Origin of the sequence: Haliea sp., from assembly GCF_040222615.1 — a bacterium.
GTDB lineage: Bacteria > Pseudomonadota > Gammaproteobacteria > Pseudomonadales > Halieaceae > Haliea.
This window is the reverse complement of the sequence record NZ_JAVKCQ010000146.1, coordinates 1-13,759: the sequence shown is the minus strand read 5'-3', so window position 1 is coordinate 13,759 and position 13,759 is coordinate 1. Positions and strand designations below refer to the sequence as shown.

Below are 13,759 nucleotides of genomic sequence, written 5' to 3'. Positions count from 1 at the left end.
GAGAAAGAGCCCAACTACACCTATGTCGCCGCGCGCCTGCTGTGTGACAACCTGCGCGCCGAGGCTCTCAATTTCCTCGGCGTGGCGGACTCTGCCACCCAGGGCGACATGGACGAGCTGTACGCCAGGGCGCTGCCGGCCTATGTCGAACGCGGTGTGGAGCTGGAGCTGCTGGACCCCAAGCTGCAGCAATTCGACCTCGAGCGACTGGGCCGCGCACTGCTGCCGGAGCGCGACCTGCAATTCACCTACCTGGGGCTGCAGACCCTGTACGACCGCTACTTCATCCACAGCAATGACACCCGCATCGAGCTGCCGCAAGTCTTCTTCATGCGCGTCGCCATGGGCCTCGCCACCGAGGAAGCCGACCGCAACGCCCGGGCGATCGAGTTCTACGAGCTGCTGTCCTCCTTCGACTACATGAGTTCCACGCCGACCCTGTTCAACGCGGGCACCCTGCGCCCGCAGCTGTCCTCCTGCTACCTGACCACGGTCCCCGATGACCTGCACGGTATCTTCGGCGCCATCCAGGACAACGCTATGCTGTCCAAGTTTGCCGGCGGCCTGGGCAATGACTGGACCCCGGTGCGAGCGCTGGGCTCCTACATCAAGGGCACCAACGGCAAGAGCCAGGGCGTGGTTCCCTTTCTCAAGGTGGTCAACGACACCGCGGTAGCGGTCAACCAGGGCGGCAAGCGCAAGGGGGCGGTCTGCGCCTACCTGGAAACCTGGCACCTGGACATCGAGGAGTTTGTCGAGCTGCGCAAGAACACCGGCGATGACCGCCGCCGCACCCACGACATGAACTCCGCCAACTGGATTCCGGACCTGTTCATGAAGCGCGTGTTCGACGACGCGGAGTGGACCCTGTTCTCCCCGAACGATGTGCCGGACCTGCACGACCTCTACGGCAAGGCATTCGAGGAGCGCTACTGCCTCTACGAGGAGCAGGCCCGCAGCGGCAAGCTGAAACTGCACAAGACCGTGCGCGCCCAGAACCTGTGGCGCAAGATGCTGGCCATGCTGTTCGAGACCGGGCATCCCTGGATGACCTTCAAGGACCCCTGCAACCTGCGCTCGCCGCAGCAGCACGTGGGCGTGGTGCACTCCTCCAACCTGTGCACCGAAATCACCCTCAATACCAGCAAGGATGAGATCGCGGTCTGCAACCTGGGGTCCATCAACCTGCCCCAGCACGTGGCTGACGGCGGCCTCGACCTGGACAAGCTGCGCAAGACCGTGCGCACCGCCGTGCGCATGCTCGACAATGTCATCGACATCAATTACTACTCGGTGCCCCAGGCCGAGCGCTCCAACCTCCGCCACCGGCCGGTTGGCCTGGGCCTGATGGGCTTCCAGGACGCGCTCTACAAGCAGCACCTGGCCTACGGCTCGGATGAGGCGGTGGGTTTTGCCGACCGCTCCATGGAGGCGATCAGCTATTTCGCCATCGAGGCCTCCAGTGAACTGGCCGCCGAGCGCGGCGCCTACTCCAGCTACCAGGGCTCGCTCTGGAGCCAGGGTATCTTCCCCATCGACTCGCTGGATATCCTGGTGCAGCAGCGGGGCGCCGACTACATCCAGGTGGATCGCAGCACCTCCCTGGACTGGGAGGCCCTGCGGGCGGTTGTCAAAGAGCAGGGAATGCGCAATTCCAACGTGATGGCCATTGCCCCGACCGCGACCATCGCCAATATCACCGGCGTGTCGCAGTCGATTGAACCGACCTACCAGAACCTGTATGTGAAATCGAACCTGTCAGGCGAGTTCACGGTGGTCAACCCCTACCTGGTCAACGACCTCAAGGCCCGCGGCCTGTGGGACGGGGTCATGGTCAACGACCTCAAGTACTACGACGGCAGCGTCCAGGCCATCGACCGCATCCCCCAGGACCTGAAGGCAATCTACGCCACCGCCTTCGAAGTGGAGCCGCGCTGGCTGGTGGACGCCGCCAGCCGCCGCCAGAAGTGGATCGACCAGGCCCAGTCACTGAACCTGTACATCAACAACGCCAGCGGCAAGAAGCTCGACGTCACCTACCGCATGGCCTGGTACAGCGGGCTCAAGACCACCTACTACCTGCGCTCCCTGGCGGCTACAGGGACCGAGAAATCCACCATCAGCACCGGCAACCTGAACAAGGTGGCATCCGGTGGCCAGGCAGCGGCGGGGCCGGCCCCGGTTCCCGCGGCCTGCTCCCTGGACGACCCGGACTGCGAGGCCTGCCAGTAGCGCGGGCCAGGCAGCTGAAACAGAGCGTATTGGACTACAAGTGAAGCAGCAGAAGGACAGCACACAATGTTGAGTTGGGACGACTACCACAACGACGAGGCCATCAGCACGGCAACCGCCAGACAGGTACCGCCACCACCCCCACCCCCACCCCGGGAAGAGCCGGCACCCGCCGCGGTGGCCAGGCCGGCGCCGCCCGCGGAGGTCGCGATCGCGGCCGCCGATCCGGTCGCTGCCGACCCCGAAGCCGCTGAACACATCGCGGCCGCGGCCAAGGCACTGGAAAACCTGGACATCGCCACCGGCCTGGAGGAGCTGGAAATGGGCGCGGCCCGGGTGTCCGTGGACGAAAAGGCGATGATCAACTGCCGCGCCGACCTCAACCAGCTGGTGCCCTTCAAATACGACTGGGCCTGGCAGAAGTACATCGACGGCTGCGCCAACCACTGGATGCCGCAGGAAATCAACATGACGGCCGACGTCGCCACCTGGAAGAGCCCCGAGGGCCTGTCCGAGGATGAGCGCCGCATCGTCATGCGCAGCCTGGGTTACTTCTCGACTGCCGATTCGCTGGTTGCCAACAACCTGGTACTGGCGATTTACCGCCTGATTACCAACCCGGAATGCCGCCAGTACCTGCTGCGCCAGGCCTTCGAGGAGGCCATCCACACCCACGCCTACCAGTACTGCATCGAGTCCCTGGGCATGGACGAGGGCGCGGTGTTCAACATGTACCGGGAAGTGCCCTCGGTGGCGAAGAAAGCCGCCTGGAGCATCAGCCACACCCACGAGATATCGGACCCCACCTTCAAGACCGGCACCCTGGAGAACGACCAGACGCTGCTGCGCAACCTGATCGGCTTCTACGCCGTGACCGAGGGCATCTTCTTCTATTGCGGCTTCACCCAGATCCTCTCCATGGGCCGGCGCAACAAAATGACCGGCGTGGCGGAGCAGTTCCAGTACATCCTGCGCGACGAGTCCATGCACCTGAACTTCGGCATCGACGTCATCAACCAGATCAAGCTGGAAAACCCGCAGCTGTGGACCGAACAGTTCCAGCAGGAAGTCATCCAGATGATCCTGGAGGGTACCCAGCTGGAGATAGAGTACGCCCGCGATACCATGCCTCGCGGTGTACTGGGCATGAACGCGGCCATGATGGAAGAGTACCTGCACTTTATCGCCAACCGCCGCCTGTCCCAGCTGGGCCTGCCCGAACAGTTCCCGGGAGTGCAGAACCCGTTCCCGTGGATGTCGGAGATCATGGACCTGCGCAAGGAGAAAAACTTCTTCGAAACCCGGGTGATCGAATACCAGACCGGCGGCGCGCTGAATTGGGACTGACCCACCAACCGAGGACCTGATATGGAAAACCGCGACGACACCCCGAAGGACAGCGAGACCGTCCTGATGGCGCTGGACCAGATCAGCCAGACCATCGACGTCATGAACAGCGTCATCGGCCGCCTGCGCACCCATGTGCTGGAGCAGGCGGCGACCCGGCAAAACGAGCTGCAGGCAGAAATGCGTCCGGACCGGGTCCTGCACTGAGCCGACCACGCACTGCAGCTTTCTCCCCGGGCGCGGCCCCCGCGCCCGGATTGCCGCTACCCTCCGCGAACCCTCCGCTTTTCGATCAGTAGCAACTCCGCCTGACGCCGCAACAGGAACCTCTGCTCATCCTCGTCGCGGAAGCACGGCACCTCCGGCGGTGGCCCGGCGCAAGCCAATACCCGGGCAACCTCGCCCAGCACCACTTCCGTGATCAGCGGCAGATCGAGGTCGCCGGTCTCGTCCAGGGCGATCCACTGCAGTTGCGACAATTCCTCGGAGGCGCGGGAAAAATCGTCCGGGTCGCCGGCTACCGCGGAGGCATCGACAAGGAAAAAGCGGGCATCAAAGCGCCGCGGTGGACCAACGGGAGTGATGGCCCGAAACACATAGCGGAAGGCCGCGGCGCAGGGCAGGTAGCCGGTGGCACAAAACTCTTGCCAGTCGTCCGGGACCGGACCGGCCCAGTCCCCGGGCGTCCCCAGCAGCAGGCCGGACTCCTCCCACACCTCGCGTATCGCCGCCGCTTGCAGGGCGTGTACCCGCTCCGCCGCGGCTCCTTCTGCCAGCCGCGAGCTGCACACGGGGCCAACCTTGCCAGCCAGCGGCACCAGGGCATCACCGGGGTCCACCGCGCCACCGGGAAAGACAAACTTGCTGGGCATGAACACTGCCCTCGCACCACGCTGACCCATCAGTACCCGCGGACGGGTAGCGCGGTCGCGCACCAGGATGACGGTGGCAGCGTCGCGCACCTGCACGGAGGCGGTCATCGTTTCTTTCGCTGCCGTTTGCCTGTCGCCACCGCCCTGCTCCTTCCTGCCACTCCGGGCCCGAGTATAAACGCTTGCGCCAGATTGGTCTGCGCCACGCTGCCGCTGTCATTGGCAGAATCCTGTTTTCACCGCTTGCCACTTTAACGGGACAGCGCTTTCTGCCTATACTCACGGCACCTGAAACCAGACGAGGTATTGTCATGCTGAACACCCGGTTAGTTGTCCTGCTGCAGATCCTTGCCCTGCTGGTCGCCAGCACCGTGGGGACCGCGCAGGCTGCCGTCATCGGCACCGCGGATCACTTTGCCCAGCAGAGCCGCAATGAACAGCTCGGGGTAATCGATGCCGCACTCACCCGGGACACCGTGCAGCAGCAGATGGTAGCCATGGGCGTCAGCCATGCCGATGCCATGGCGCGGATCGGCGCCCTCTCGGATGCCGAGTTGCAGCAACTGGCGCAAAACATCGAAACACTGCCCGCCGGCAGCAGTGCGCTGGGGGTACTCGGCGCGTTGTTCCTGGTACTCCTGGTCCTGGAAATCGTCGGCGTAACCAACGTCTTCACCAAACTCTAGTGCGGGCGCCCTGGCGGCGCCACACTGCAGTTCAGCGGGAGGCAGCCACGGCCAGCAACATACTGGTGTTGGCGCTGCTGACGCTGCTGACAGCCTGCGCCGGCGTCACTACACCGCCTCCCGACCGGGCCGCGACGGAACTTGTGGCGGTGCCTTTTTTCCCCCAGGCCGAGTACCAGTGCGGCCCTGCAGCCCTGGCCACGGTCCTGGTTCACAGTGGCGTGACCACCACTCCCGAGGCCCTGGCCCCCGAAGTCTATCTCCCGGACAGACTGGGCAGCCTGCAGCTGGAACTGCGGGCCTCAGCCCGCCGGGCGGGACGGATTCCCTTCACCCTGCCTGTCGGTCCGGAGGCCCTGCTGGCCGAGCTGGAAGCCGGCAACCCGGTGCTGGTGCTGCAGAACCTTGGCCTGCGCTCCCTACCCCGCTGGCACTATGCGGTAGTCATCGGCTTCGAGCCCGCGCAGCAGCGAATCATCCTGCGTTCGGGAACCGAGCGACGACGGCTGGAGCGCTGGTCGCGGTTCATGGCCAGCTGGGAGCGCGCGGGATTCTGGGGGCTGGTGATTCCGCAGCCCGGTAAACTCCCGGCGAGCGGCAGCGCCGAGCACACCGCGCGCGAACTTGCCCGCCAGGAGGCACAGCTGGAACCCGCCGTCGCCCGGGCCGGCTGGGAACGCGCCCTGGTGCGCTGGCCGGGGGAAGCCGACATACTGTTTGCCACCGCCAATGTCCGGCGCGCCCAGGGCGACCCGCATGGCGCGGCAGCCCTGTATCGCCGCCTGCTCTTCACCGCGCCGGAACATTTGGCCGGGCGCAACAACTTTGCCGATCTGCTGCTGAGCGCCTCCTGCCCGGTAGCGGCCGCCGCGGTCCTGCCGCCCACGGCCGAATTCGTCGCCGGGCATCCGCCCCCAATCCGGGATACGATTACTCTCACCGCAGCTGATATCGCCAGCCAGCTTGCGACCAACCCTGATGATCCCGCTCACTGCCGGGAACTGGCCGGAGACCTGCCCTGAACATGACTGCCATCCTGCGTACACCCGACCACCGCTTTGCCGGACTCCCTGACTTCCCCTGGCAACCACGCTACCTGCAGCTCGCCGACCCGCGACTCGGCCCCCTGCGCATGCACTATCTTGATGAGGGGCCAGACTCCGGGCCGGTAATACTGCTGCTGCATGGGGAACCCAGCTGGTGCTTCCTCTATCGCCATATGATCCGCGACCTCACTGCCCGCGGTCTGCGCTGCGTGGCGCCGGACCTGATCGGGTTCGGGCGCTCCGACAAGCCGGCGCAACGCAGTGACTACAGCTATGCGGGCCATGTTGCCCAGATCGTCGAGCTGGTCAGCACGCTGGATCTCTGCGACATCGTCCTGGTCTGCCAGGACTGGGGCGGCCCGATCGGGCTCTCGGCGCTGGCACAGATGCCGGAGCGGTTCCAGGCAGTGGTGGCCGCGAATACCCTGCTGCCCAACTGTGAAGCCCCACCCGACGGGGTCGCCCCCTGGCCGGGGGAGATTGTCGAGCAGTGGGTCGCCGCGACCAGGACAGCGTCGGACCTGCCTGTTGCCGATATCATCGCAGCCGTCAGCGTCACCCCTCTGCCCGAGGCCGTGCGCGCCGCCTACGACGCCCCGTTCCCGACCGCCGCCTTCAAGGCCGCCGCGTTGGAGTTCCCCGGCCTGATTCCGATCCGCGAAGACATGGCCGGCGTCGCCGAGAACCGGCGCACCTGGCAACTGCTGGAACAGTGGCAGAAACCCTTTGTCACCGCCTTCAGCGACAGTGATCCGGCAACCGCCGCCTGGGCGGAGGTATTCCAGCAGCGCATACCCGGTGCCCGGGGCCGCAGCCACCCTGTAATTCGTGGCGCAGGACATTTCCTGCAGGAGGAGCAGGGGCCGGCGCTTGCCGCGGTGGTCGCCGAGGTGGCAAGCTCACTGGCCTGATGTACGCGACCCCGCGGGCGACCACAGCATGACTACTGACCAGGCACTGATCCTCAGCATTCTCGCCGCCACCGTGGGCATGTTCCTGTGGGGCCGCTGGCGCCACGACATGGTGGCCCTGGGTGCCCTGCTCGCCTGCGTGGTCGCGGGCCTGGTCGCACCGGACGTCGCCTTCAACGGCTTCGGCCATCCCGCGGTGATTACCGTAGCCTGTGTGCTGGTGCTGAGCCGCGGCCTGCAGACCTCGGGGGCGGTCAATGTACTGGCGCGCCATGCCCTGCCCAGCCGGGGGGGGCCGGTCCTCAGCCTGGGAGCACTGACCGCGCTGGGTGCGGTGCTGTCGGGTTTCATGAACAATGTCGGTGCCATGGCCCTGCTGATGCCGGTCGCCGTGCAGATGGCGAAGCGATATGAGTTGTCCCCGGGCCAGGTGCTGATGCCTCTCGCCTTTGGCACCATCCTCGGTGGCATGACCACCTTGATTGGCACTCCGCCCAACCTGATCGTGGCCGGCTTCCGTGCGCAAACCACCGGCAACGCCTTTGCCATGTTCGACTTCACCCCCGTTGGCCTCGCGGTCGCGGCGGCCGGGGTCGTATTCGTGGTTTTGCTGGGGCGGAAACTGGTGCCCCACCGCAAGCAGCAGGGGGCCGGGGACTTTGAGACCAGCGCCTATCTCACCGAGGCGCGGGTCGTGGAGGGCAGCAAGGCGGCGGGGATGACACTCGGGCAGGTAGAGTCGGGGCTGGATGAGGTCGGGGCACAGGTGGTCGGGCTGGTCCGCAATGAGGTGCGCCTTATCGCACCGCACTCGGCACGGAGAGTACACACGGGAGACGTGCTGGTCATTGAGGCAGAGGTGGGCGCGCTGGCGGATGTGCTGTCGCGCCTGGGTTTGAAGCTGGAAGAATCGATCAAACCCGAGAGCGTCGATGACGAAGCCGAGGCAGATGCCCCCCCGGCGCCCCCCGCCGACAACAACGGGGCAAACGGCGAGCCGGACGAAGCTGAACCGGAAAAACCCAGGGGCGACGAAATCGTACTGACCGAGCTCGCGGTGCTCCCCGGCTCCATCATGACGGGCCGGTCTGCGAGTGACATGCAACTGCGCAACCGCTACGGCTTGAACCTGCTGGCGGTGTCGCGGGAAGGTTCCAAAGCCCACACGCGCCTGCGCACCCTGGCGCTGCGCCCGGGGGATCTGCTGCTGATGCAGGGCCCGGCGGATGCCATGGGCGAGTTTGCCGGGGACAACAGTTGCGTGCCGCTGGCCAAGCGTGACCTGCGGATCCCGGACAAGCGCAAGGCGTCCCTGGCCAGCCTGGTCATGGTCCTCGCCATTGGTGGCGCCGCTTTTGGCTTGCTGCCGGCTGCAGTATCCTTCGCCCTCGGCGTGCTCGCCTCCATGGCGTTGCGCACGGTGCCGCCGCGAAACGTCTACACCGCGATCGACTGGCCGGTGATCGTGTTGTTGGCAGCCTTGATACCCGTGGCGGGAGCCATGGCGGCGACGGGCACAGCGGACCTGATCGCGAGGTTTCTGCTCACCACCCTCGCCCGCGGAAATGCGGTGGCGGCCCTGGCGATGGTCCTGGTGGTCACCATGTTTCTCTCGGACCTGATGAACAACGCCGCCACGGCCGCGGTCATGTGCCCGATCGCACTGGGCACGGCGGCTGCGCTGGGGGTCAACCCGGACAGCTTTTTGATGGCGGTGGCGATCGGTGCCTCCTGCGCATTCCTCACCCCCATCGGCCACCAGAACAATACCCTGATCCTCGGCCCGGGGGGCTTCCACTTCGGTGACTACTGGCGCCTGGGCTTGCCGCTGGAAATCCTGGTTGTGGCGGTGAGCCTGCCGCTCCTGCTGGTCGTCTGGCCCCTGTAGCCTCTCCTCCACTCCGGGCCGGAACAGCACACCGACCGACTGCGTCGGTCCCGCACCGCCGTCCAGCCCTGCGCATCGCGTGAAACACCTGCGGCCGGGTGGCGGTCCACCGGGTGGCGATCCACCGGGTGGCGATCCACCTTGGCACCGCAGTGTTTTCGGTGCTAACATCCAGGTTCCCGTGCCCCGCATTGGCGGTTACAATGGCGCGCTCGATGACATTGTGTTTGCCGCACGCGTATTGTGCAGGCCACCCACCGTTCACCCCACACAGGACAGCGACATGATCTACCAGAGTGACGCGCTCACCGTGACCCGCCTCGATGGCGACATCGCCGAGCTGCATTTCGACCTCAAGGGCGAGTCTGTCAACAAATTCGACCAGGCCACCGTCAACAGCCTCACCGCGGCTCTCGATGCGCTGGAGGCAGAGCAGGGCCTGCGCGGCCTGCTGGTCACCAGCGGCAAGCCGGTATTCATCGTGGGCGCGGATATCACCGAGTTTACCGGCATCTTTGGTGCCGGGCCCGACGAGATCAAGGGCTTCACCGCGGCCAACAACAACAATCTCAATCGTCTCCAGGCCCTGCCCTACCCCAGCTGTGTGGCGATCAACGGCTTCGCCCTGGGCGGCGGCTTCGAGATCTGCCTGGCCTGCGATTTCCGGGTCATGAGCAGCGCCGCGAAAGTGGGCCTGCCGGAAACCCGGCTGGGCATCCTGCCGGGCTGGGGCGGTACCGTGCGCCTGCCGCGGATCATCGGCGTCGATGAGGCCGCAACCTGGATCGCCACAGCCGCCGAGCAGCGGGCCGACAAGGCACTCAAGGCCGGCGCAGTGGATGCCGTGGCGGAGCCCGGTGAGCTGCGGGCGGTGGCGATGGCGACCCTCGACAATGCCATCGCCGGCAAGCTCGACTACGCCGGGCGCCGACACGACAAGAGCAGCCCGCTGCCACTGAACGACACCGAGGCCATGATGGCCTTCTTCACCATGAAATCCATGGTTCAGCAACAGGCGGGCCGCAACTACCCGGCGCCGGTGAAGGCGGTTGACGTGATCGAGAAGGCCCGGGGCATGGGGCTGAAGGACGCCCTGGAAGTCGAGGCGGACGGCTTCGCCGAACTGGCGGTCACCCCGGTCGCCGCCGCTCTGGTGGGCGTGTTCCTGGCCGACCAGCTGCTGGGCAAGAAAGCAAAGGACTGGGAGAAAAAGGCCGACCGGAAAGTTGCGCGGGCAGCCGTACTGGGCGCCGGCATCATGGGTGGCGGCATCGCCTACCAGTCCGCCTACAAGGGCGTGCCCATTCTGATGAAGGACATCAACCAGGCCGGTCTTGACCTGGGTCTGACTGAAGCCAACAAGCTGCTGGCCAAGCGCGTGGACCGCGGGCAGATGACCGCCGCACAGATGGGCGAGGTCCTGAACAGCATCGACCCGACCCTGACCTACACTGGCTTCGACGGCGTCGACATTGTGGTCGAGGCCGTGGTCGAAAATCCCAAGGTCAAACATGCGGTGCTGGCGGAGACGGAAAAGCACATCAGCGAGGACACCATCCTCGCCTCCAACACCTCCACCATCTCCATCACTTACCTGGCGGAGGCTCTGCAAAGGCCGGAGAACTTCTGTGGCATGCACTTCTTCAACCCGGTGCATGCCATGCCCCTGGTCGAAGTGATCCGCGGCGAGAAGACCTCGGACAAGGCGGTTGCCCGCACGGTTGCCTACGCCAACAAGATGGGCAAGAAAGCCGTCGTAGTGAAGGACTGCCCCGGCTTCCTTGTCAACCGGGTGCTGTTCCCCTATTTCGACGGTTTTTCCAAACTGGTACGCGACGGCGCCGACTTCCAGGCCGTGGACAAGGTGATGGAGCGCTGGGGCTGGCCCATGGGGCCCGCCTATCTGATGGATGTGGTTGGTATCGATACCGGAGTGCACGCCGCGGCAGTGATGGCCGAAGGCTTCCCCGACCGCATGCAACTCGACTTCAAGACCGCCACTGAAGTGATGTTCGAGAACGAGCGCTACGGGCAGAAAAACGGCAAGGGCTTCTACGATTACGTGCCCGACAAACGGGGCAAGCCGAAGAAGACCGCCAGCGAGGAGGTCTACAGCCTGATCGCAACGGTGGAAGGGGCCCGCACCGAGTTCTCCCGCGAAGACATCGTGGCGCGCATGATGCTGCCGATGGCCACAGAAATGGCGCGCTGCCTTGAGGAGGGCATTGTTGGCACCCCCGCAGAAGCCGACCTCGCCCTGCTCTACGGGCTCGGCTTCCCCCCTTTCCGCGGCGGCATCTTCCGCTGGATGGATACCGTGGGGCTTGCGTTCATTGCAGAAGCCTCCAAGCAATTTGCCCACCTGGGCAAGTCCTATGAACTCACCGACGGCATGCAGGCCATGCTGGCCGATGGCAAAACCTACTACTGAGCAGCGGGTGAAAACAGGAGAATTATCGTGAGTCTGAATCCAAGAGACGCCGTTATCGTCGATTTCGCCCGCAGCGCCATGGGGCGTTCCAAGAATGGCTGCTTCCGCAATGTCCGGGCCGACGATCTTTCGGTCGCCGTGATCAAGGGCCTGCTGGCGCGCAACGAAAAACTTGACGTCAATGAAATAGACGACCTGATCTGGGGTTGCGTGCTGCAACGCGGCGAGCAGGGCATGAACCTGGCACGCCTGCTGGTGCTGCGCGCCCAGCTGCCCTTCACCATTCCCGCACAGACGGTGAACCGCCTCTGCGGCTCATCCATGTCCGCCCTGCACACTGCGGCCGCCAACATCATGGCGGGGCTGGGCGACGTCTACCTGGTTGGCGGGGTCGAGCACCTGGGTCACCTGCCGATGATGGACGACGTCAACATCAATCCAAAACTGGGCCTGAACGTGGCCAAGGCCGCGGGCATGATGGGCATGACCGCGGAGTACCTGGCGCTGCTCCACGGCATCGGCCGGGAACAGCAGGACCAGCTGGCCCTGCGTTCGCACCAGCTCGCCCAGCAAGCGACCGATGCGGGTAAGTTCGCGCGCGAGATCATTCCGGTAGAGGGCCACGATGCGTCCGGCGCCCTGGCCTTGGTGGAGAGGGATGAAACCATCCGCCCGGAAACCACCCTGGAAGGTCTGGCAAGCCTGCCACCCGCGTTCAATCCCCAGGGCGGCACGGTTACCGCGGGCAGCTCTTCGCAGATCTCCGACGGCGCCTCGGCCATGCTGGTGATGTCCGCCGAGCGGGCCCAGGCCCTGGGCATGACACCGATCGCCCGTATCCGCGGCATGGCCCTGGCCGGTGTCGATCCGTCGATCATGGGTTACGGCCCGGTACCCTCCACCCGGAAGGCCCTGAAAAAGCTGGGCCTGACCATCAAGGATATCGAGATGGTCGAGTTGAACGAGGCCTTCGCCGCCCAGGCTCTGCCGGTGCTGAAAGATCTGGAGCTGCTCGATGACATGGAAGAGAAGGTGAACGTGCACGGGGGCGCTATCGCCCTGGGTCATCCCTTCGGCTGCTCTGGTACCCGCATTACCGGCTCCCTGCTGACGGTGATGCAGGACCGGGATCTCACCATGGGCATTGCAACCATGTGCATTGGCCTCGGCCAGGGCATTACCACGGTGGTGGAACGGGTCTAGGTTGGTCGCACGCTGCGCCCGCTCGGGCCGCAGCGGCTACTCGCCGCTCAGCAGACGGTCCATACGCCGCAGCGACGCCAGCAGCTCCGTCGTTGCCAGCTGTGAGCCGCTGAAAAACTCCTCCGCCATCGGCGTAATCGCACAGCGCTCCGGCAGCGGCGCGTTCTCTTCCAGCATCCGGTACAGGGTTGGCAGGAAAACGAACTGCAGCCACTGCGGCAGGCTCAGGGTATCCACGCAGAAGGGTTCGACCGAGGCCAGCGCGCGGGACGATGGCGGCACCCGTTCCCACAGTGAAAGCTGGCGCAGCTGGGCCTCAATATCGATGAGGACTTCGGCAACTTCAGTGTGCATCGGGCTCTCCGGTCCAGTGGTCAGAACTTTTCCGGCCTCAGCACATCGACGTCGCTGAGATAGAGAATCATGGCGTAGTTATCATAGTAGTGCTCGCGCAGGCCGGCGGCTATCCGCTCTGCCGTGCTGTCCTCGCAGACGACCTCGATCCGGATATTGCGATTGGCTTCCCAGTTCCCCTCCCTGACCCCGCGCGCGCCCTTGCCGCGAGCCTCGGTAATGGTATAACCGTGGGCGCCCCAGCGTTCGATATCTCGCAACAGGTGGGACTCGATAGCGGACTCAGTGACAATGGTCAGCAGGCGCCGATGATGCTGATGCATGCTCAGCCTCCTCCGAAAATGGCATAGGCGTGGCGAGTCAGCCAGTGGTATAGCGGAATGCCCACAACAACATTGAACGGGAACGTGACCCCCAGCGACGCCGCCAGTGACAGCGCGGGGTTGGCCTCGGGCAAGGATATGCGCATCGCCGCCGGTACCGCTATGTAGGAGGCGCTGGCCGCCAGCGTTGCCAGCACCACGGCGCCGCCAAGGGACAGTCCCAGCAGCCAGGCCAGCGTCAGGCCACAGAGGGCGGCCACCACCGGTGCCAACACGCCGAAGCCCAGCAGGAACAGGCCGTAGCGCCGCAGCGTTCCCAGCTGGCTGGCGGTAACCAGGCCCATTTCAAGCAAAAACAGCGCCAGCAACCCCTGGAACGGACTGAAAAACAGCGGTGCCAGGCTCTTCAGGCCCTCCTATCCGGCGGCCCAGCCTATCAGCAGACCGCCCACCAACAGGACAATGC

Annotated in this window: 13 protein-coding genes; 9 read left to right on the top strand and 4 right to left on the bottom strand. The window is 65.2% G+C overall.

What is annotated here, in order from left to right:
- The 3 genes from RJQ10_RS11975 to RJQ10_RS11965 all read left to right on the top strand — a co-directional run.
- The coding region (locus RJQ10_RS11975) for a ribonucleoside-diphosphate reductase subunit alpha (RefSeq protein WP_350146866.1) at window positions 1-2,232 on the top strand (2,232 nt) is incomplete at its 5' end.
- A 66-nt stretch (window positions 2,233-2,298) separates the two neighbouring features.
- Window positions 2,299-3,579, top strand: coding sequence for a ribonucleotide-diphosphate reductase subunit beta (locus RJQ10_RS11970; RefSeq protein ID WP_350146865.1), 1,281 nt, complete (start codon window positions 2,299-2,301; stop codon window positions 3,577-3,579).
- Between the two features lie 21 nt (window positions 3,580-3,600).
- On the top strand, window positions 3,601-3,786 hold the full coding sequence (locus RJQ10_RS11965) for a hypothetical protein (protein WP_350146863.1): 186 nt from the start codon (window positions 3,601-3,603) through the stop codon (window positions 3,784-3,786).
- A 56-nt stretch (window positions 3,787-3,842) separates the two neighbouring features.
- Here RJQ10_RS11965 and RJQ10_RS11960 read toward each other — a convergent pair whose 3' ends face one another.
- The gene (locus tag RJQ10_RS11960; protein ID WP_350146862.1) at window positions 3,843-4,559 is read right to left on the bottom strand and encodes an NUDIX hydrolase; all 717 of its coding nucleotides are present in this window, start codon (window positions 4,557-4,559) and stop codon (window positions 3,843-3,845) included.
- Window positions 4,560-4,762: 203 nt separating this feature from the next.
- Between RJQ10_RS11960 and RJQ10_RS11955 the strand changes: the two genes are divergently transcribed.
- The 6 genes from RJQ10_RS11955 (at window position 4,763) to fadA (ending at window position 12,616) form a co-directional block, all read left to right on the top strand.
- Window positions 4,763-5,137: a PA2779 family protein gene (locus RJQ10_RS11955; protein ID WP_350146860.1), complete on the top strand. Its 375-nt coding sequence runs from the start codon at window positions 4,763-4,765 to the stop codon at window positions 5,135-5,137.
- Window positions 5,138-5,202: 65 nt separating this feature from the next.
- Window positions 5,203-6,159: a PA2778 family cysteine peptidase gene (locus tag RJQ10_RS11950; protein WP_350146858.1), complete on the top strand. Its 957-nt coding sequence runs from the start codon at window positions 5,203-5,205 to the stop codon at window positions 6,157-6,159.
- A 2-nt stretch (window positions 6,160-6,161) separates the two neighbouring features.
- Window positions 6,162-7,094 carry a haloalkane dehalogenase gene (locus RJQ10_RS11945; protein WP_350146856.1) on the top strand — a complete coding sequence of 311 codons (933 nt, stop codon included), beginning with the start codon at window positions 6,162-6,164 and terminating at the stop codon, window positions 7,092-7,094.
- 28 nt (window positions 7,095-7,122) lie between these two features.
- On the top strand, window positions 7,123-8,982 hold the full coding sequence (locus tag RJQ10_RS11940) for an SLC13 family permease (protein ID WP_350146854.1): 1,860 nt from the start codon (window positions 7,123-7,125) through the stop codon (window positions 8,980-8,982).
- 283 nt (window positions 8,983-9,265) lie between these two features.
- Window positions 9,266-11,413 (top strand): fatty acid oxidation complex subunit alpha FadB, encoded by a 2,148-nt coding sequence (fadB, locus tag RJQ10_RS11935; protein WP_350146852.1) that lies wholly within the window; start codon window positions 9,266-9,268, stop codon window positions 11,411-11,413.
- Between the two features lie 27 nt (window positions 11,414-11,440).
- Window positions 11,441-12,616, top strand: a complete 1,176-nt coding sequence (gene fadA, locus RJQ10_RS11930; protein ID WP_350146850.1) for an acetyl-CoA C-acyltransferase FadA — start codon at window positions 11,441-11,443, stop codon at window positions 12,614-12,616.
- Between the two features lie 36 nt (window positions 12,617-12,652).
- On the opposite strand, the gene RJQ10_RS11925 is transcribed toward fadA, so the two are convergent.
- Genes RJQ10_RS11925 through RJQ10_RS11915 form a run of 3 tightly spaced genes read right to left on the bottom strand, consistent with a single transcriptional unit; the run spans window position 12,653 to window position 13,694 of the window.
- Window positions 12,653-12,970: a YqcC family protein gene (locus RJQ10_RS11925; RefSeq protein ID WP_350146848.1), complete on the bottom strand. Its 318-nt coding sequence runs from the start codon at window positions 12,968-12,970 to the stop codon at window positions 12,653-12,655.
- A gap of 20 nt (window positions 12,971-12,990) precedes the next feature.
- Entirely contained in the window at window positions 12,991-13,293 is a 303-nt protein-coding gene (locus RJQ10_RS11920) for a P-II family nitrogen regulator (protein WP_350146846.1), read from the bottom strand.
- A 2-nt stretch (window positions 13,294-13,295) separates the two neighbouring features.
- Window positions 13,296-13,694 (bottom strand): sodium-dependent bicarbonate transport family permease, encoded by a 399-nt coding sequence (locus tag RJQ10_RS11915; RefSeq protein ID WP_350146868.1) that lies wholly within the window; start codon window positions 13,692-13,694, stop codon window positions 13,296-13,298.
- Window positions 13,695-13,759 lie beyond the last annotated feature (65 nt).

Excerpts from the sequence above, each read along its gene's own strand:
- RJQ10_RS11945 (WP_350146856.1), top strand. The coding sequence starts at position 6,162 with ATGACTGCCATCCTGCGTACACCCGACCACCGCTTTGCCGGACTCCCT.
- RJQ10_RS11970 (WP_350146865.1), top strand. The coding sequence starts at position 2,299 with ATGTTGAGTTGGGACGACTACCACAACGACGAGGCCATCAGCACGGCA.
- RJQ10_RS11960 (WP_350146862.1), bottom strand. The coding sequence starts at position 4,559 with ATGACCGCCTCCGTGCAGGTGCGCGACGCTGCCACCGTCATCCTGGTG.
- fadB (WP_350146852.1), top strand. The coding sequence starts at position 9,266 with ATGATCTACCAGAGTGACGCGCTCACCGTGACCCGCCTCGATGGCGAC.
- RJQ10_RS11925 (WP_350146848.1), bottom strand. The coding sequence starts at position 12,970 with ATGCACACTGAAGTTGCCGAAGTCCTCATCGATATTGAGGCCCAGCTG.
- RJQ10_RS11940 (WP_350146854.1), top strand. The coding sequence starts at position 7,123 with ATGACTACTGACCAGGCACTGATCCTCAGCATTCTCGCCGCCACCGTG.
- RJQ10_RS11955 (WP_350146860.1), top strand. The coding sequence starts at position 4,763 with ATGCTGAACACCCGGTTAGTTGTCCTGCTGCAGATCCTTGCCCTGCTG.
- RJQ10_RS11965 (WP_350146863.1), top strand. The coding sequence starts at position 3,601 with ATGGAAAACCGCGACGACACCCCGAAGGACAGCGAGACCGTCCTGATG.
- RJQ10_RS11920 (WP_350146846.1), bottom strand. The coding sequence starts at position 13,293 with ATGCATCAGCATCATCGGCGCCTGCTGACCATTGTCACTGAGTCCGCT.